The following is a 19,179-nucleotide window of genomic DNA, read 5'->3' as shown; positions in this document are numbered from 1 at the left end:
ACATAAAAAGATCTCCACGCCTTATCCAGCTGCTTACAGGTCTCCTGTGCGGTCTGTGACGGAAGCTGTTTATACCACAGATTTCCTTTATGTGCTTTTTTCTGATAATACCAGTCAGGATACTTTTCCAGTCCCAGTTCTTTATAATGACGCCGTTCATAGTTGCAGATATTCCAGAGTTTGGATGCTGCATAACACATATGCCCTATGATATTGGAATATTCCTGACTGATCTTTATGGATGTTTTATGTGACAGCAGCATCTCCATTCTCCTTTTGGTTCATAATTTCTACTATGGTTATAGCATAGCACAAAATGCTCTTGCTTTTCAATATAAATCTGGTCTGCTTTCTTTTGAAAACAAATACAAGAATCAGGAGATATAAGAAATCAATCTTTGTTGTTATATTTTTTGTGCGGATACGCACAATCCTGTGCTTTCATCTCGGTAATTGAATTGCAGAGGATTCCCACCTATTGTCCTAAATAGCTTGAGACTGTTTTTTTACTATGTTATACTGGATGTATTGAGAGAATCAACGGGGTTTTTATTAAAAAGAGGAGGCTTTTCTATATGAGAGAGGTAAAAGCAGTAAAAATTAACGCGGCAGATTTTGCACCGTATGGAACATTCTACAGCATGACAGAACCGGAGGGACATCCGCTGGAAGGTGAAATCCATAAATTTTATCCAGATCGTATTTCTGGTGCCTGTGTNGTCTTTTTCAGGACATAAAAAGATCTCCACGCCTTATCCAGCTGCTTACAGGTCTCCTGTGCGGTCTGTGACGGAAGCTGTTTATACCACAGATTTCCTTTATGTGCTTTTTTCTGATAATACCAGTCAGGATACTTTTCCAGTCCCAGTTCTTTATAATGACGCCGTTCATAGTTGCAGATATTCCAGAGTTTGGATGCTGCATAACACATATGCCCTATGATATTGGAATATTCCTGACTGATCTTTATGGATGTTTTATGTGACAGCAACATTTCCATTCTCCTTCTGATTGATAGTTTTTATTATGTTTATATCATAGCACAAAATGCTCTTGCTTTTCAACGCATATCTGACCTACTTTCTTTTGAAAACAAATACAAGAATCAGGAGATATAAGAAATCAATTTTTTGTTGTTATATTTTTTGTGCGGATACGCACAATCCTGCGCTTTCATCTCGGTAATTGAATTGCCGAGGATTCCCGCTTATTATCCTAAAAGAGCTGTTGAACCTCCAGCAGAAAGGAGGTGCGTTTCGTGGAAGAAATACTCGTCACATTTCTTGTCTCCGTGATAGCAAACGTAGTTAGCTACTACATATGCAAATGGCTGAGCGGCAGACGATAAACAGCAGCAGCCTAAATGAAACAGCTCACCATAACGAGCAAGAAAGCCCCCAGAGCTGCAACTCTGAGGGCTTTTGTTTTGCTTCATGGAATCTCGTCACATTCCTTAGCTGTTATTAGCATATGCTATTATCACAAAAAAGTCAACTCTAAATTTTCTATCAGATTCCAAGTTTTTCTTTCATGTAATCTACCGGAGTATCTTTTCCAGTGTAAAGTTTGATAGCGATCAGTGCCTGGAACAGCATCATGCTCATACCATTGTAAACTTTTTCACAGCCGGCTTCTTTTGCCTGTTTCATCATAACAGTTTCGCGTGGTGCATAAACAGTATCTGTTACGATCAGGTCTTTCTTGAAGTAGGATGGATCCGGAATGTTGGAAAGGTCTTCCAGCGGATGCATTCCCACACCTGTTGCATCACAAAAAATATCTGCTGCATGCATTTTTTCTTTGAGAAGTTCAAGATCTCCCAGATCATTCATGGTAGCCTTGCAGTTTGTATTTTTGTTGATCAGATCTACGATCTCTTCTCCACGGCTGTAGAATTTATCTTTAATGTTGAAGATTTCCATCTCGGCAATTCCATCAAGAGCTCCACGTACAGCGATTGCAGTTGCAGCTCCGCCGGTTCCGATCAGAACCATTTTCATTCCTTTGAAATCAATGCCTTCTTCTGTAAGCCCCTGCCAGTATCCCATACCATCAGTATTGTAACCTTTGAGCTTACCGGTAACCTGTCCGTTTTCATCACGCATATTTACAACTGTGTTGATAGCACCGCATAATTTGGCAGCTTCATCAACTTCGTCCAGATATTTGTGAACAACTGTTTTGTTCGGCATGGAGATGTTGGATCCAAGCATTTTGAGAGCACGAATACTCTGAACAGCATCTTTAAGAGAATCGTTATCTACTTCGAATGCAAGCTGGATAACATCGTCACCGTTTTTATCGTATGCAAGGTTATGAGTTGTCGGTGACTGTGTATGACGGATCGGGTAAGCCATTAATCCTACTAATTCTGTATGTCCTGTAATGTTCGGCATGATTTTTCCTCTTTTCTTAAATGAATTCTATTTACTTTGTCAGTTATTCAAGTGGTTCCAGGTGCAGAAAGCCCTGAGATTCCAGTACGTTCAGCACAGCACGGCCTTCCATGGTACCTTCCATGATACGGCGGGCACGCACAGAATCACCGATGGTGTATACATAAGTATCTGTATCCTTGAATGCCTCTTCGATCTGCGGAAGTACCGGGTTGTTGGAGCGCATTCCAAGACAGTTGAATCCGAAGTCGAATTCCAGATCCTTGATCTGTCCATCCGGAAGTTTTACTGTGAATGCGTTTTCCTTAACTTCCTGAAGTGCTGTATTCACATACTCTCTGACACCATATTTGTCGTGTGTCTCGCGCATGGAACATTTGGTGATCGGATCCGCAAGCATACCAATCTGCGGCAGCATATCTACGATCGTACACTCTGCTCCACGAGGTGCAAAATATTCGATCACGTCAAGTCCTACGGAGCCTCCGCCGACTACAACGACCTTCTTGCCCTGACAGGCTTCATCCGGATATTTTCCGGCATTCAGGTTATTGATCATATCAAAAATGGTAGCTACATTTCCGGTCTCAATATTTTCTTTAAGACCCTTGATCGGTGGAACAAGCGGCACAGAACCAGTTGCATTTACAACGATATCCGGTTTGAACTGCCTGATCTTTTCAACAGTTGCATCTGTGTTCAGGAAGATATAAAGATTCTTCAGTCTTGCAGCACGGGCTTCCAGATATTTCGGGAAGTCTTTCATTCTGGTCTTGCTCGGAAGATCTGAAATAAAGGTAGAAAGACCTCCAAGATGATCCTTTTTCTCCAGAACAAAAACATTACAGCCCACTTCTGCTGCTGTACATGCAGCTTCCATTCCTGCTGTACCACCACCAACAACGACAACATTACAGTTCTTGTTGACTTTGAGTGCTTTATAAATATCACCTTCCGGTACTGCCGGGTTTACAGTACAACGGATCGGACGGTTGACACCGATACGGTTTCCGGCACATCCGACGTTGCAGGAGATACATTTACGAAGGAAATCTTCCTCTCCGTTCTCAACCTTCTTAACCCAGTTCGGCTCTGCAATAAGGCCACGTCCCATTCCGACGATATCTACGTCACCACTCTCAAGTACTTTCTCTACTACCTTCGGGTCACGGTAGTTACCTGCATTAATAACCGGTTTTCCAAACTTGTCTTTCACAGCTCTTGACATATAGGATCTCCATCCATCCGGAAGGAAATTGGAGTCGATCTGATACTGAAGAGATGGGTTCAGTCCACAGGAAACATCATACATATCTACAAATTCATCGAGATATTCCAGATATTCCAGTGTGTCCTCCAGAGTGTTTCCACCTGGTACTCTCTCTTCTGCTGAGATACGAACGATGATCGGGAACCACGGTCCTACGTTCTTACGAACTTCTTCGAGTACCATACGCGGGAAACGAAGACGGTTTTCTACAGATCCTCCGAACTCGTCTGTTCTCTTATTATAGTAAGGGGAGATAAACTGACTCATCAGATAAGAATGTCCGCAGTGGATCTCGATCGCATCGAAACCAATCGCCTGAACACGCTTTGCAGCCTCTCCGTATTTCTTAACAGTTGTAAGGATTTCTTCCTTTGTCATCGGACGCGGAACTTCTCCGCCGACCTTTGTCGGAATGTTGGAAGAAGAAACAGTTTCCATTCCGGTTCTTGCAGAAGAAGCAGAAGCTCCGGCATGGTTGATCTGAATTGCTACAGTAGCGCCATTCTTATGAAGGTTCTCTACCAGCTGATAATAACGCGGCATAAAGCTGTCGTGATCGATACGGATCTGACTTGTACCGTTGGAACCTGCCGGATATTCAATGTTGGCATTCTCCAGAATGATAAGGCCTGTACCTCCCTTTGCACGAAGAGAGTAATAATTCATATGACGGTTACTCATCTCGCCGCTTGTCTCACCGTAGTTGGTTCCCATAGGAGTCATAGCAATACGGTTTTTGATTGTTGTTCTTTTAATTGTTATGGGTTCAAAAATCTTTGGGTATTCACTCTTCATGAAATAATCTCCTTATTTATTAACATCATATTCATAACACGAGTGGCCATCCTTTGTTTGTGACACCTTTATCATAACTCTTTGTATTAAAAATTAACAATATCTTTCAGATAAATTTTTGATACGTTTTCGGTATCATTTGCATTCTCTGCCTGCTGTTCTTTCATATATGTGATAAATCGTTCCACTGCCGGAAGACGGTATCGGTCCTTCATCCAGAACATAAATACCTGACGGTAAATATCAAGCCCTGTTATCCTGTGTATCTTGATCCCCTCTGCACTCATAAGGATATCTGTCTGCGGCATCAGTGCGATACCGAAGTTTTCCCTTACCAGAGATACAATTGAATATTCATCCGGACATTCCACGATCGTATTTGGATTTACCTGATATTTCCTGTACAGATATTTCACATAGGTTCCCATCCAGGATGCCTGTTCATAACCGATCACAGGATAATGTCCCAGTTCTGCAAGCGGGATATCCTCCCTTCCGGAGATCGGATGTTCCTTTGGTGTTATGATTACCAGTTCCTGCGCACTGAGCGGAAAAAACTCCATGTCTTCCATCCTGAGATAGCCGCCGAAACCAACGTCCAGTTCACCTGTTCTGACCTTCTCTGCAATGGCCGGCGTGTGATTCTGCCAGAAATTAAAGACAACATTTTTGTTCTCTTTTTTATTCAGAAATTTACGGACGTTATGAGGAATATAATGCCCCGCAAGTGGAAAAATATAACCAATATCTATCTTGCCGCCATCAGAAGAAATTTCCTGCATCTTACCAACTGCCACATCGCAGTCCCCCGCGATCCGGTCTGCATGTTCCAGAAAAAGCTTGCCTGCCTTTGTAAGCGTTACTCCTCTGCCTTTTTTTTCAAACAGGGCAACCCCCAGTTCGCTTTCAAGAGACGCCATGGAGCGGCTCAGGGACGGCTGTGAAATATACAGTTCTTCCGCTGCCTGATGATAATTTTCCAGCCGTGCAACCTTCCTGAAATACAGAATCTGATTTAATGTCATGATTTCCTTCCTCTCTGCCAGATAGTTTTCTGCATCTTTATTATAAAGAAACATACTATTCCGGCTAACTTCACTTACATTATCTATGCGTTCATTAAATGTCCATAGTATACCACATTAATGCATTCAATGCATTGGTTTTTCGCTTTAAAAGCATTAGACTGTACGGATTGTACCTGTTAAAATACAGATAAATGTTATTTTTTTAACAGGCTTTTGATAAAAACCTGGCTTCAAAAAAGGCATTCATTGTTTGTGACAAAACAAAAAACAAAACACAAATATTTACAGGAAAAGGAGAGAACCATGAACAAAAAGTATCTGCCAAGTGCATTGATTCTGTACTTGAACTATTTTATCCACGGTGTTGGATGTTCTATCTTAGGACAGGCGGTTATTAAGGAAGCTCTGGCAACCGCATGGGGTGTGGAAGCCATGGCAATCACCGCAATCTCAGCAGCATTAGGTCTTGGACGACTGATCGCCCTTCCTTTTGCAGGACCTCTTTCAGACAAATTAGGACGCCGTATTTCCACAGCGATCGGAAGTGCTTCCTATGCAATTTATCTGATTGGTCTTGCCCTCGCATTTAACGCCGGAACAAACGGCGGCTACACCATTGCATATGTATGTGCTGTCATCGGCGGTATCGCAAACTCATTCCTCGACACTGGTATTTATCCGGCTGTTTCCGAGATCATCTACAAAGCTCCTGGCGTTGCCACAATGGGAATTAAATTCTTTATTGCAATCGCACAGATGCTTCTTCCATTTGTACTCGGTGCTTCTGTAGCTACAACTGCTGCCGGACTTACCTCCTACAACCGTTTATTCTACGGCTGCGGAATCATCTACCTTGTACTTTTTGTACTGGTATTCCTGTTCCCGCTTCCGGATGCTGACCAGAAAGCAGCCGGCAAGAAAGAAGGACTGATCGACAGTCTGAAACATACTCATTTCTCTTTTGAATCCGTCGCTATGATCCTGATCGGATTCACCTGCACAGGTACCTTCCAGTTATGGCTGAACTGTGCACAGAACTTTGCAAAAGAAAATGTAGGCTGGGCTGACCCGTCTATCATGCAGACCTACTACTCAGCAGGAACCCTGATCGCACTCGTTGTGACAGCACTGCTTACAAGAAAAATTAAAGATGTACGTTTCATCGTAGCTTATCCGGTTATCTGTCTTGCAACTCTGATCGTTGTACTTATGGGACAGAATCAGACCCTTATGATCGCAGGTGCCTTCATCATCGGATGGGCAGGTGCAGGTGGACTTCTGCAGATTGCTACCTCCGTATGCAATATGCTCTTCCCTAAGATCAAAGGAACTGTAACCGCACTCGTTATGATCGCATCTTCCCTTTGCAACTATACCATCCTGACAGCCGCATCCAAAATGCAGCCGGCTCAGGTTATGACTATGAACATCGTTCTTACAGCAATCGGCGTTGCACTCGGACTCTTTGTAAACATCCGTTACAAAAAAATGGTTGAACTTGCTGAAGCTGAGAATTAAAATGAGAACCAAAGGCGAAAAGTCCAAACATAAAACAGAAAGGATACCATCATGAATACAGTTAAAATCCGTGATATCGAAATCGGTGCAGGTTCACCGAAGATCATCGTTCCCATCGTTGGTGTTACAAAAACAGACATTATCGAAGAAGCCAAAACCTTTGATTCTATTCCTGTTGATGTTGTTGAATGGCGTGTAGACTGGTTTGAAGGTGTTTTTGATTTTGCACAGGTAGAAGATACTCTCAAAGATCTTCGTGCTGCTCTTGGCAATACTCCGATCCTTATGACATTCCGTACTTCCAAAGAAGGCGGTGAAAAAGCAATCGAGCCTGAAGCATACGCCGAACTTAACATCAAAGCAGCCCAGACCGGATATGTGGATATGATCGATGTAGAAATCTTCACAGGCGATGAGATTGTTAAGAAAATCATCGACGGTGCCCATGCCGCAGGAGTTAAGGTTGTTGCCTCCAACCATGACTTCTTCAAAACCCCTGCCAAAGCAGACATCATCTATCGTCTCCGCAAGATGCAGGATATGAATGCCGACATTCCAAAGATCGCAGTTATGCCTCAGAATAAGAAAGATGTCCTGACTCTTCTGGCCGCAACAGAAGAAATGACCACCAATTACGCTGACAGACCGATCATCACCATGTCCATGGCAGGCACTGGCGTTATCAGCCGTCTTTGCGGTGAAGTATTTGGCTCCTCCATGACTTTTGGTGCTGCAAAAAAAGCATCCGCACCGGGACAGATGGGAGTAAATGATCTGAATACAGTCCTCGGACTTCTTCACAACGCTATGTAATGACACCGCGGATTTATCCGCAGGTATCTTACTATCATACCTATATTTGCTTCTTGAACCCATCGGTATTTTTATTTAAAATAGAAATGCCGATGTTTTCATTTTACAGCAAATATCCATCAAATTTTTACTTAAGGGAGGTCATCCATGAGAAAAACACTTCACTGGCTGGACGAGAACCTCGAAGAATTTATCCTGGTCATCTTTCTGATCGCCATGACTCTGATCATGGGGATTCAGGTATTATGCAGATATGTTCTTGGAATGTCTCTGTCCTGGTCCGAGGAACTTACCAGATATCTGTTTATCTGGTGCGGCTTTTTGAGCGTCAGCTACTGCAGCAAGAAATGTCTTTCCATCAAAATCGAGCAGTTTGTTGCAATTTTTCCCCGCAGAGGTAAAGCACTCTTCAAGGTTGTAAACCACACCTTTGAGCTTATCTTCTTTATTTATATGATCCCGTTTGCCTGGTCCTATATGATGTCTTCTGTACACAGCGGACAGCTTTCTCCGGCATGCGGCATCCCTATGTACTACATCCAGGCAGCTCCATTTGTTTCTTTTATCCTGGTTGCTTTCCGCGTCCTGCAGCGCTGGACCATTGAATTCCGCGTGGCAAAAGGTGAAAATGTGTACGATCCGGCTCATCCGGAGCGGAATACACCGGAATCCTTTATCCAGGCAAATGCAGAAACTTCTGAGGGGCATGCTGTTGAAGCAGGTATTGACAACCGCATCAATACCATCAAACATTCAAATGAGGAGGAGCACTAATGCCAGTCGTTGTTTTATTTATCATCTTTATTCTGCTGCTGGTCATCGCTGTTCCGGTATCGATCACTCTCGGAATAACATCTGTTCTTCCATCTGTGTGTGATCCTTCCTTCACAGTAGGTGCCAAATATCTGATCCGTGCCATGTTCGGCGGTCTGGATTCCTTCCCGCTGCTCGCCGTTCCAATGTTCGTATTGTCCGGCATCATCATGGCAAAAGGTGGAATCTCCAAGAAATTATTCGATGTCTTCGCTTATTTTCTCGGTAAATTCACCGCTGGAATGCCATGCGCTGTTATCGTGACCTGCCTGTTCTACGGTGCGATCTCCGGATCTGCTCCTGCGACTGTTGCAGCCGTAGGAAGTATGACCATTCCGATCCTTAGTAATCTGGGATATGACCTGACGTTTTCCACTGCGATCGTAGCTGTTGCCGGAGGACTTGGCGTTATCATCCCTCCAAGTATTCCGTTCATCATGTACGGCATGGCGTCCGGAGCATCTGTCAGTGATCTGTTTCTGGCTGGGATCATTCCAGGACTTATGATCGGTATACTGCTTATGATCTACGCCATCTATCACTGCCGACGCTACGGTGAGGACAAGGCCAAGATCCACGCGGAGGTTCAGGAGCTTCACAATAAAGGACTTCTCAAAGTCCTCAGAGAAAGCTTTTTTGCTATTTTAAGTCCTGTCATCATCCTGGGCTGTATCTACAGTGGTGTTGCCTCTCCGACAGAGACCGCTGTTATTTCTGTATTTTATGCGCTGATCATCAGCCTTTTTGTTTACAGGAGCATCCACATCCGTGATATCTGGGGGATTCTGGTGGAAGCCATCCGCACTTTCACACCAATCCTGTTCATTCTGGCTGCCTCCACTGCTTTTTCCAGAGTCCTGACTCTGATGCAGGTTCCACAGACAGTCAGTGAATTTATCCTGAACAACTTCCACAGTCCGGTTGCGATCCTGCTGATCATCAATCTGTTCCTTCTGATCGTCGGAATGGTTATGGACACCACCCCGGCAATCCTGATTCTGACACCGATCCTGCTTCCAATCGTTCAGGCAATCGGAATGGATCCAATCCAGTTCGGTGTGATCATGGTTGTAAACCTTGCTATTGGATTTGTTACTCCTCCTATCGGAGTCAATCTCTTTGTTGCAAGTTCACTGACCGATGTTCCAGTCATGGCTATCGCCAAAAAAGCCATGCCAATGATCATCTTTTTCCTGGCCGCACTTCTTCTGATCACCTTTATTCCGGCAATCTCTATTGGAATCTTATAGGAGGAAAGACATGAAAAATTTTACTACTTACCATACAAACAGAAAAAACCGTCGTATCCTCCGCATGATTCCCATGCTGGCTGCAGCCGGTCTTTTAAGTACCGCACTTACCGGCTGCGATTCTTCCAATGAGGAAGTCCAGCGTTACTCCTGGCCATTGGCAACCGCAAGCCCGGAAGATACCGTGACTCAGATATTTGCTGAGAAATTTGCAGAAGAGGTTTCCGACCTGAGCAATGGCAAAATGAAGATACAGGTTTATGCAAACTCTACCCTCGGCGGTGACCGCGATTTACTTGAAACCTGTGCTGACGGAGACATTCCTTTTGTTGTACAGAACACAGCTCCTCAGGTTTCCTTCATGAGCGACCTTGCTGTATTTGACCTTCCATGCGTATTTGATTCTCTCGATGACTGCCGCAAAAAAATCGATGATCCACAATTTAACAGCCTGATCAGTGACGTCTATACGGAAGGCGGTTATCATCTGCTCGGCATGGCTGACCAGGGCTTCCGTGTGATGAGTACAAACAAACCGGTCAACAGCCTTGCAGACTTTAAAGGCCAGAAGATCCGTACCATGGAAAACAGCTACCACCTTGCTTTCTGGAAAGCGCTTGGCGCAAACCCAACCCCGATGAGTTTCAGCGAAGTGTACATCGGCCTGCAGCAGCACACCATCGATGCACAGGAAAACCCATACGAGGTCATCGTTTCCAACAATCTCTATGAACAGCAGGATTATGTTGTAGAAACCAACCATCTTCCGCATCTGATCTCCCTGATCGTCAATGACGATTTCTTCAAGGATCTTCCGGAGGATGAACAGGAGATCATGACAGAGGCTGCCCAGCTTGCCACAGAATACGCAAGAGAACAGTCCGATGAACGAATTGCAGACAAAGTCGCCGTGATCGAGGACAGCGGAACACAGATCATCAAACTTTCTGATGAGACACGCAAAGAGATCCGCGAGGCTTCTCAGGGCGTTTACGATTCCATCAGGGAAAAGATCAATCCCGATATCTATAATTCCTATATGGAAGGGATCGAGCAGTAACTTTCTGCCGGTCATCTAAATCAAAGCATTCAAAAAGGAACCCCGCACAGCCTGTTCCAAAGCGCTGTACGAGGTTCCTTTTCTTATTACATCTCTTTTATTCTTTTACATTCAGATATACATCTTCTTTTGAATGGAATCCTCCATCCACGATGACTTCGTCCATGTTTTCTGCAGTCACTGCGATCGGTGTGATCTTGTAATATGGGATCTCGCCGGAACCATCATCTGTGGTCTCTGTGGCCGGGATCTCACAGTCTTTTGAGGTAATGTCTGTACCGTTTCCGAGTGCCACTGCGAGGATCGCCGCTGTGCTTGCCTCCTGCTCGATCGGTTTGTAGACTGTCATGGTCTGTGTTCCCTCTACAATCCGCTGGCAGGCTGCCAGGTCTGCATCCTGCGCAACCAGTGCCACCTGTCCTGCGAGACGGTTTTCTGCCAGGACTTTGACTGCCTGGCTTGCCAGATCATCATTGCCGCACATCACGCCCACAATGTCGTCTGTCACCTCAAGGCCTTTGTTTACATGCGTTGCTGCCATCTCAGCGAGCCAGTTATCACAGTATCCTGTATAGACGATCTTGAGTTTGCTTCCTTTCAGAGCCTTACGGAAACCAAGTTCTACCTCCTCTACATTTTTGTCCGTAGGAGAACCGTTGATCGCGAAGATATTTCCACCGTCCGGGCATGCCTCGACCAAAGCCTCTCCCATCAGGGTTCCTACCATCTCATTGTCGATCGTGATATAGAGGTCTGCATCCACATTTGCGATCATCCGGTCATAGCAGACTACTTTGATCCCCTTGTCCTTCGCTTCTTTTACCACATCATACAGAGCATCTCCGTCGATCGGGATGATCACGATCACGTCCATTTCCTTCTGGATAAAGTATTCGATCTGTGAGATCTGTTCATCCACATCACCGCCTGCCACCTGGACATTTACTTCTGCCCCAAGCCCCTGTGCCGTAGATACGAACATATCCCGGTCGCGAAGCCATCTCTCGATCACAAAGGAATCAAAACTGAGTCCGATCTGGAGTTTCTTTTCTTCTGTTGTTTCTTTTTTTGTTGTCTCAATCTTCTGTGTTCCGCATCCTGTCACGCAAAGAACAAACATCAGGGCAGTTATAAGAAGAACTATCCCTCTTTTCTTTTTCATTTTCCGTACCTCGTCTTGAATTCACTTGGAGTCATGTCTGTCTGCTTCTTAAAGATCCTGCTGAAATAGTTCGGGTCTGTATAGCCGCTCTTTACGCCGGCTTCTTTGACGCTGACTTCCGGCTGTTTCAGGAATTCTTTCGCTTTTTCTATTCGGATCCTGGTGAGATATTCAATGAAGTTCTCGCCCGTTTCCTCCTTGAAGATCTTGCTGAAATAATAAGGGCTGATATTTACCTGACCGGAAACTTCATCCAGTGAAATGTCCTTGCTGAAATTTTCCTGGATGTAGAGCATTGCCTTTTTGACAGCGGAATTCGACTGTTCCTCTTTCTGATCACGGATGGAACGACAGATGTTGACCATCTTATCCAGAAACCAGCTTCTGAGTTCTTCGTAACCGCTGCATGCCATCGCTACATCCAGATAATCCCGCCTGTAGCTGAATCCATAGTTGACAGCACCTGCCTCAAAAGCGATCTTTTCGCCCCAGATAATGTATTCCAGAACCTTCAGACGGATGTTGTTCATATCCTCCGCGTAATGTTCCAGCATCCAGTCAAAGAACGTATTCAGCTCCTGTACACATTTCTTTTCGTCCCCATCACCAAGATAACGGAAGATCCGTTTCTCCATATCGACAGGAAACTCCTCATCATAAACACCGTTCTGCGAAAGGTCCTCGATATGGATCACTCTGCTCTTGCTTCCGTTCAGCGCGCGGAGTGCTTCACGGTAAGAGCGCTCCAATTCCCGCATAGGCCTGATCCTGCCAAGTCCGATACGAAATCTGGCATCGATCCTGTTTTCCAGCCTTGACACAAGATTTCTCGCCTGTTCCACGAGGTCGATCCTTTCTTCATATGGATTCTCAGGCAGGCTGCACGGCACGATCACCGGAATACGGTTTGACATCACCGATCCCACTGCACAGGAAAAAGAGGATTTCACCACATCCCTCAGCTCATCATAAAAACTCTGTGCTTTCACATTCATTCCGACAGGGCTTATCAGCCTACCATTTTCATACGACTGGCCAAACTGGATGACCATGACATAGCCCTGTTTTTCCTCGATATCCAGAAGCTGCCGGTAGTAGTCTGCTGTCTGTTCCTCCTGCTGGAACAAAAGGCTTCCTACAAAGCTGTTTTCCACAACAGGGATGACCGTTTCCAGTTTTTCCTGGATCTTCAACAGGTTGCTTCTCTGATTTCTCTTCTTATCCACCTTCTCGATGGCTTCTTCCACCGCGGAGATGATCTTTGCCTTGGAGATCGGCTTTGTCAGATAACGCTCCACGCCAAGATCGATCGCCTCTTTTGCATAATCAAACTTGTCATAAGCAGATACTACATAAAAAAGTGCTGTCGTATTGAATTTTCGTATTTCCCGCATTGCCTGGATCCCGTTGATTCCCGGCATATGAATGTCCATAAAGACAATGTCCGGATGAAAAGTTTCTGCTTTTTCTGTCACTGCTCTTCCTGTCTTGGCAGTTTCTGTGATACAGCTGTCCCCAAATGTACTGGATATCACACTTTTGAAAGCTTCCAGCATAATTCCCTCGTCATCTGCTACCAATATACGATACATTGTTTTGTTTCCCCTCCACTTTCTTATGCTACTCCAGTTCCTCTTTTTCCATCGGAATGACAATATGAACTTTCGTTCCGGTTCCAGGTCCGTCACTCTCGATCGTCATAAGTCCTTCCTGTTTGTAATACAGCTTCAGTCTTTCTATGACATTATGTACCGCGATTCCTGTAGAATAGCGGTTTTCTTCATCCTGCACTGCTCTTCCTTCCATAACCTTCGCGATCATTTCTTCCGTCATTCCCGCACCATTGTCGCTGACCGTGATATCGATCATATCCTGGTTTCTGTGGATAGACATCACAATGCGTCCCGTCTCCATGCAGTCATGGATTCCATGCTGGACGGCATTTTCTACCAGCGGCTGAAGGATCATGCTTGGAATGCGGATGTTTTCGATGTCTTCATCTATTTCCCGGATATATACAATATCTCCGGCAAAGCGCACATTCAGGATGTAGATATAATTATCTACCGCCTCGATCTCCTCCCAGAGCATCGCATCTTCTTCCATCTTGCGCACATTATACCGGAAAAAATCCGCCATTTTTTCCAGAAATATACCTGTCTTGTCCGCATCTCCCATCATCGCAAGCTGTGCACCTGCATTCAGGGAATTGAACAGAAAATGCGGATTGATCTGCGCCTGAAGGAACTTCAGCTGTGCTTCCTTAAGGTGTGCCTCCATCATAAGCTCTCGTTCCTTCATCTGCGCCTGCCGCTCCATGCTTTCCTTGAGCTGGTCGATGTTCTCGCGGATGCTCTCCAGCATCTGGTTAAAACTTCTCGTCACGACTCCAACTTCATCATCCATAACAATAGGAAGCTGCGGAACATCGAGATTTCCTTTTGCAACCTCATGTGCCGTATTGGAAAGAGCGGTCAGCGGGCGGATCATATTCCGCACCAGAAGGACCGTCACTGCAAGCCCAACCACATAGACGACGATCAGTACGATCAGGCAGAGTCTGTACAGCACATTCATCGATGACAGTAATAACTGATAATTTGCTGAGTTTGTCTTAAAGCGCAAATTATTTAATTTGTATATGTAAGTGTTGATATATTCATAGAGCTGATTTTCTGTTTCGTAGGAAGTCTTGTATTTCTCTACATTTCTTCCTCGCTTCGCCTGAACTGTCTCATTTGTCTGATCCAGATAACTCTCGGACATCCTGCGGATGTTTTTTTCGAGCATCTTTACTTCGCTGTCCATGTTTTTGTCGTTGAGATCTTCGATCAGATTTTTGTAATTCTGGTCATAACGGTAATAGTTTTCCAGTGTCTCGGTACTTTTTGTATTCAGGTATTCATAGACTGTGTTCTCAACAAGTTCCAGTGCTTCCGAAAGCTCATTCACATCGACATTGCTGGAAAAGACCGCATCGATCCTGGTAACGGCATTCTGGATCTGACTGAAAATAAAGAAATTGATCCCGAGTGCAAAGACAAGCACCATGAGCATGACTCCGCTCAGTCTGGTCTGTATGGAATTATTTACGGAAGGGGTGTCCTTTTTTTCTGTCATTTTTCGCCCTCCGTTCTGTACTCATCGGTGTTATCCTTTGTGATCACATGCTGATTTACACTGTAATATCCGTTGCTGTGCCCAAGAGATAAATACTCTTCCAATGCGTTGACGCTGTATTTTCCTACTTCATCCATATCCATCGCGATCGTGGAGGACAGGATTCCCTTGTCGATTGCATTCAGGATCACATCGGAATAATAGTAACCGATCACCTTGACATTTCCAACCTGGTTATAATCGACCAGGGCCTGATATACGCATTCCGTCACGACTTCATCCATGCATACCAGGACATCCGGCAGACTTTCCTCATTTACAAACATATCCCGGACAAATTCTTCCGTGTCAAAATCTGCACTGCTATCCACACAGTACTCTGACAGATTGACAGACTGGTCTGTTTTTTTCCTGGATTCCAGTTCTTTTTTTACCTGGTAGTAAACGAGATTGGTCTCCTGTGTCTTGGAACTAGAAGTCGAAAGAAACAGGATCTGTGTAGTCCCTTTTTCATTCAGCATTCCTGCTATCTGGTCAGTATAAGCACTTCCCATCTCATAACTGTTCAGACCGACAAAGCTGATCCTGCGGCATGCAGAATCGTCTGTAAGGATCGTGACAACCGGGATTCCCTCGCGGGCAGCCTCTTCGATCAGTTTCTGCTCGGCCTTGCTTCCGTCTGCTTCAAGAATGATCCCGTCAACGTGAGATGCGATCCCGATCCGCAGACAGTCTTCCTGTGTGTAATTCTTCATCTGTTCCGGTGAAAGAAGTTCGACGTAGGCATCGGCTTCTTTGGCAGTTTCGCTGGCGCTTTGGTAGATGGACTGCCACATCAGGGTATCTTTGTCATTGGAGATCATCAGATAGTGCTTCTGATAACTCGCTGCATATTCTCCTTCGCCCAGATCCACCTTATCCATGGATTTCTGAAAGTAGACCCAGATCCCTGACAGAAAAAAGATGCATCCTGCCAGTATGCAAAAAACTGTCAGTGTAAATTTTTTCATAATTCATCATAATTCCTTTGTATTTTTTCATATTGTAACACAATTATGACAGCATTGCAAAAGGAGCCATTGCTTTTGCACAATGACTCCTCTTGTTAATCTGATCAGATCGATCAGCCGTTCTTTCTGTTGGATAATACATCAAATACAACTGCGATAAGAAGTACGGCACCTTTTACTACGTACTGCCAGGAATCACCGATACCCATGATGGACATACCCATGTTGATGACACCGAGGAGAAGAGCACCGATCACTACACCGCCTACAGTACCGCTGCCGCCGTATGCGGAAGCACCACCGATGAAACAGGAACCGATCGCATCCATCTCGAAGGATGTACCTGTACTACCGTTTACAGAACCTACACGTGCTGCACAAAGAAGACCTGCAAGACCTGCAAGAAGTCCCATGTTTGCATATGCGATGAAGTAAACTTTGTTTGTATCAATACCGGAAAGCTGTGTAGCTTTCTCGTTACCGCCGATTGCGTAGAAGTAACGTCCAAATGCTGTTCTGGATGTGATGAAGTTGTAGATCAGGCAGATTGCAACAACCCATACGAACATGATGGAGATACCTTTGTACTGGAACAGTTTGTAGCAGTACCAGAGGATAACTGCTGCGATGATGACTGCTTTGCTGTAATCAGAAAATGCTGTGTTCTGGCGATATCCTCTTTTTGCTTTGTTTGCTCTGGAACGAACTACGTTGAAGATCACATAAACTGCAACTACGATACCAACGATCAGTGCAGAATAGTTTGCTGTGTCGTCAAGTCCAGGAATGTTGATGTAGGATGTAAATACATTCAGGAAACCTTTGTCCTGGATAGAAACAGTCTTGTTGTCCAGGATCAGACGTCCAAATCCACGGAAGATGAACATACCTGCAAGTGTTGTGATAAATGGAGGGATACGTTTGTAACCGATCCAGTAACCCTGCCATACACCTACCAGAAGACCTACAACGAGGCAGATGATAATGGTAAGATATGGGTTCATTCCTTTGTTACCGATCATGACGGCTGCAAGACCGCCGACCATACAGATAACAGCACCTACAGAAAGGTCGATGTTACCACCTGTCAGGATACATAACAACATACCACATGCAAGAACCAGAACGTAACCATTCTGAAGCATCAGGTTTGACATATTCTGTGCATACAGAAGTCTTCCATCTGTCAGGCCACAGAACAGGATAAATACAACTACCAGTGCAATGACCATTGTATATTTTCTTAAGAAATCTTTTACATTAAACTTCATTTTTTTACCCCTTTCCCGGTAGAATCGAATTCACGTTTCGACCTTATTTCTTATTCTGCTCCTGCATGATCGAAGCCATAATACGTTCCTGTGTTGCCTCTTCGGCACTGAGTTCGCCTGCCAGACGGCCCTCACTCATAACGTAGATACGGTCACACATACCAAGAAGCTCCGGCATTTCGGATGAGATCATGATAACTGATTTTCCATCTTCTACCATTTTGTTGATCAGGCAATAGATATCGTATTTTGCACCTACATCGATGCCTCGTGTCGGCTCATCCAGAATCAGGATATCCGGTTCTGTAAACATCCATTTGCCGAGAAGTGCTTTCTGCTGGTTACCACCGGAAAGGTTGCCGATCTTCTGCTCATTGGAAGGAGTCTTGGTTCCCATTTCCTTTGTCATCTCATCAGCCAGGTGCACTTCCAGATCTGTGTTGATCACGCCCTTTTCACAGACTTTGGAAAGTCGTGCAAGCGTTGTATTAAATCGAATAGATTCTCCGAGGATCACACCGTTTGTCTTACGGTCTTCTGTTACATAGGCAAGACCATGACGGATCGCATCACGCGGATTCTTGAGGTTTACTTTTTCTCCCTTGATATAGAGTTCACCACTGATGTTGCTTCCGTAGCTCTTTCCGAATACGGACATTGCAAACTCAGTACGTCCTGCACCCTGCAGTCCGGAGAAACCAATAACCTCGCCTTTATGTACTTTACAGGAAATATTGTCATCTACGACTTTTTCCGGATAAAGCGGATGATGTACGGTCCAGTTCTTTACTTCCAGCATGACATCTTTGCTGATGTTATGCTTTCTGGCCGGATAACGGTCATCCATGGAACGGCCAACCATACCTTTGATGATACGGTCTTCGCTTAAGTCATCTACGCCTTTTGTCAGTGTTTCGATCGTTGTACCATCTCGGATGATCGTACAGCGGTCTGCACAATAGATGATCTCATTCAGTTTATGTGTGATGATGATAGAGGTAAGACCGTTTTTCTTGAATTCCATCAGAAGATCCAGAAGCATCTTGGCATCTTCATCATTCAGAGAAGAGGTAGGCTCATCCAGGATCAGAAGTTTAACCTTCTTGGAAAATGCCTTGGCGATCTCTACCAGCTGCTGTTTACCTGTTCCGATATCTTTGATCAGTGTCTGTGCAGATTCATGGAGCCCAACCTGAGCCATGTGTTTTTCTGCTTCACTGTATGTTTTGTCCCAGTCAATGCTACCTCTTTTATTCTTAATCTCGTTTCCGAGAAACATATTCTCTCCGATAGAAAGCAACGGAATCAGTGCAAGTTCCTGATGAATAATGACGATACCTTTCGCTTCACTGTCGTTCAGGTTTTTAAACTTACATTCCTCGCCTTCATAGGTAACGGTACCTGTATAACTTCCATATGGATACTGACCACTTAATACGTTCATCAGTGTGGATTTTCCCGCACCGTTTTCACCGATCAGCGCGTGAATCTCTCCTCGCTGGACCTCAAGATTTACATTGTCCAGAGCTTTGACACCGGGGAACTCCTTCGTAATGTGATCCATTACTAAAATATTGTCTGCCAAAATGGCGCCCCCTTTCCAAAAAGCAGGCGGGGCATTCACCCCGCCCATTTAATTCAAGTTCTATGTTTTTTGTTGATAGTTACTGGCT

At 44.7% G+C, this 19,179-nt stretch carries 14 protein-coding genes and 1 pseudogene; 5 read left to right on the top strand and 10 right to left on the bottom strand.

Going from position 1 to position 19,179, the window contains the following annotated elements:
* The 4 genes and pseudogenes from GT674_RS06315 to GT674_RS06290 form a co-directional block, all read right to left on the bottom strand.
* A pseudogene (locus GT674_RS06315) lies at positions 1 to 263 on the bottom strand (RNA-guided endonuclease InsQ/TnpB family protein); the annotation flags it as partial.
* 1,245 nt (positions 264 to 1,508) lie between these two features.
* A complete protein-coding gene (locus GT674_RS06300) occupies positions 1,509 to 2,399 on the bottom strand; it encodes a quinate/shikimate dehydrogenase (protein ID WP_334297012.1) in 891 nt (296 codons plus the stop codon).
* A 40-nt stretch (positions 2,400 to 2,439) separates the two neighbouring features.
* A complete protein-coding gene (locus GT674_RS06295) occupies positions 2,440 to 4,461 on the bottom strand; it encodes an oxidoreductase (protein ID WP_161284913.1) in 2,022 nt (673 codons plus the stop codon).
* A gap of 86 nt (positions 4,462 to 4,547) precedes the next feature.
* Positions 4,548 to 5,540, bottom strand: coding sequence for a LysR family transcriptional regulator (locus GT674_RS06290; protein WP_227240364.1), 993 nt, complete (start codon positions 5,538 to 5,540; stop codon positions 4,548 to 4,550).
* 252 nt (positions 5,541 to 5,792) lie between these two features.
* Between GT674_RS06290 and GT674_RS06285 the strand changes: the two genes are divergently transcribed.
* From GT674_RS06285 to GT674_RS06265, 5 genes are all read left to right on the top strand, one after another.
* A complete protein-coding gene (locus GT674_RS06285; RefSeq protein ID WP_161284912.1) occupies positions 5,793 to 7,007 on the top strand; it encodes an MFS transporter in 1,215 nt (404 codons plus the stop codon).
* 51 nt (positions 7,008 to 7,058) lie between these two features.
* Entirely contained in the window at positions 7,059 to 7,820 is a 762-nt protein-coding gene (gene aroD / locus GT674_RS06280) for a type I 3-dehydroquinate dehydratase (protein WP_161284911.1), read from the top strand.
* A gap of 147 nt (positions 7,821 to 7,967) precedes the next feature.
* Positions 7,968 to 8,594, top strand: a complete 627-nt coding sequence (locus tag GT674_RS06275; protein ID WP_161284910.1) for a TRAP transporter small permease — start codon at positions 7,968 to 7,970, stop codon at positions 8,592 to 8,594.
* Positions 8,594 to 9,883: a TRAP transporter large permease gene (locus tag GT674_RS06270; protein ID WP_161284909.1), complete on the top strand. Its 1,290-nt coding sequence runs from the start codon at positions 8,594 to 8,596 to the stop codon at positions 9,881 to 9,883. The genes GT674_RS06275 and GT674_RS06270 overlap by 1 nt, the downstream gene beginning before the upstream one ends.
* Positions 9,884 to 9,893: 10 nt before the next feature.
* Entirely contained in the window at positions 9,894 to 10,943 is a 1,050-nt protein-coding gene (locus GT674_RS06265; RefSeq protein WP_161284908.1) for a TRAP transporter substrate-binding protein, read from the top strand.
* A 97-nt stretch (positions 10,944 to 11,040) separates the two neighbouring features.
* Here the strand turns inward: GT674_RS06265 and GT674_RS06260 are convergent, their stop codons facing one another.
* The 6 genes from GT674_RS06260 to GT674_RS06235 form a co-directional block, all read right to left on the bottom strand.
* Entirely contained in the window at positions 11,041 to 12,105 is a 1,065-nt protein-coding gene (locus GT674_RS06260) for a substrate-binding domain-containing protein (protein ID WP_161284907.1), read from the bottom strand.
* Positions 12,102 to 13,697: a response regulator gene (locus tag GT674_RS06255; RefSeq protein ID WP_022215386.1), complete on the bottom strand. Its 1,596-nt coding sequence runs from the start codon at positions 13,695 to 13,697 to the stop codon at positions 12,102 to 12,104. The genes GT674_RS06260 and GT674_RS06255 overlap by 4 nt, the downstream gene beginning before the upstream one ends.
* A 28-nt stretch (positions 13,698 to 13,725) precedes the next feature.
* Positions 13,726 to 15,225 carry a sensor histidine kinase gene (locus GT674_RS06250; RefSeq protein ID WP_022215387.1) on the bottom strand — a complete coding sequence of 500 codons (1,500 nt, stop codon included), beginning with the start codon at positions 15,223 to 15,225 and terminating at the stop codon, positions 13,726 to 13,728.
* Positions 15,222 to 16,235 carry a substrate-binding domain-containing protein gene (locus GT674_RS06245; RefSeq protein WP_161284906.1) on the bottom strand — a complete coding sequence of 338 codons (1,014 nt, stop codon included), beginning with the start codon at positions 16,233 to 16,235 and terminating at the stop codon, positions 15,222 to 15,224. Before GT674_RS06245 ends, GT674_RS06250 begins: the two co-directional genes overlap by 4 nt.
* A gap of 113 nt (positions 16,236 to 16,348) precedes the next feature.
* Positions 16,349 to 17,506 (bottom strand): ABC transporter permease subunit, encoded by a 1,158-nt coding sequence (locus tag GT674_RS06240; RefSeq protein WP_022215389.1) that lies wholly within the window; start codon positions 17,504 to 17,506, stop codon positions 16,349 to 16,351.
* Positions 17,507 to 17,549: 43 nt separating this feature from the next.
* Complete coding sequence (locus tag GT674_RS06235; protein ID WP_161284905.1) at positions 17,550 to 19,091, bottom strand: sugar ABC transporter ATP-binding protein; 1,542 nt, start codon at positions 19,089 to 19,091, stop codon at positions 17,550 to 17,552.
* Positions 19,092 to 19,179 lie beyond the last annotated feature (88 nt).

This window comes from Blautia sp. BIOML-A1, assembly GCF_009883055.1.
Classification (GTDB): Bacteria; Bacillota; Clostridia; order Lachnospirales; family Lachnospiraceae; genus Blautia_A.
The sequence above is the reverse complement of the archived record's forward strand: the minus strand, read 5'-3'. Positions and strand labels throughout refer to the sequence as shown.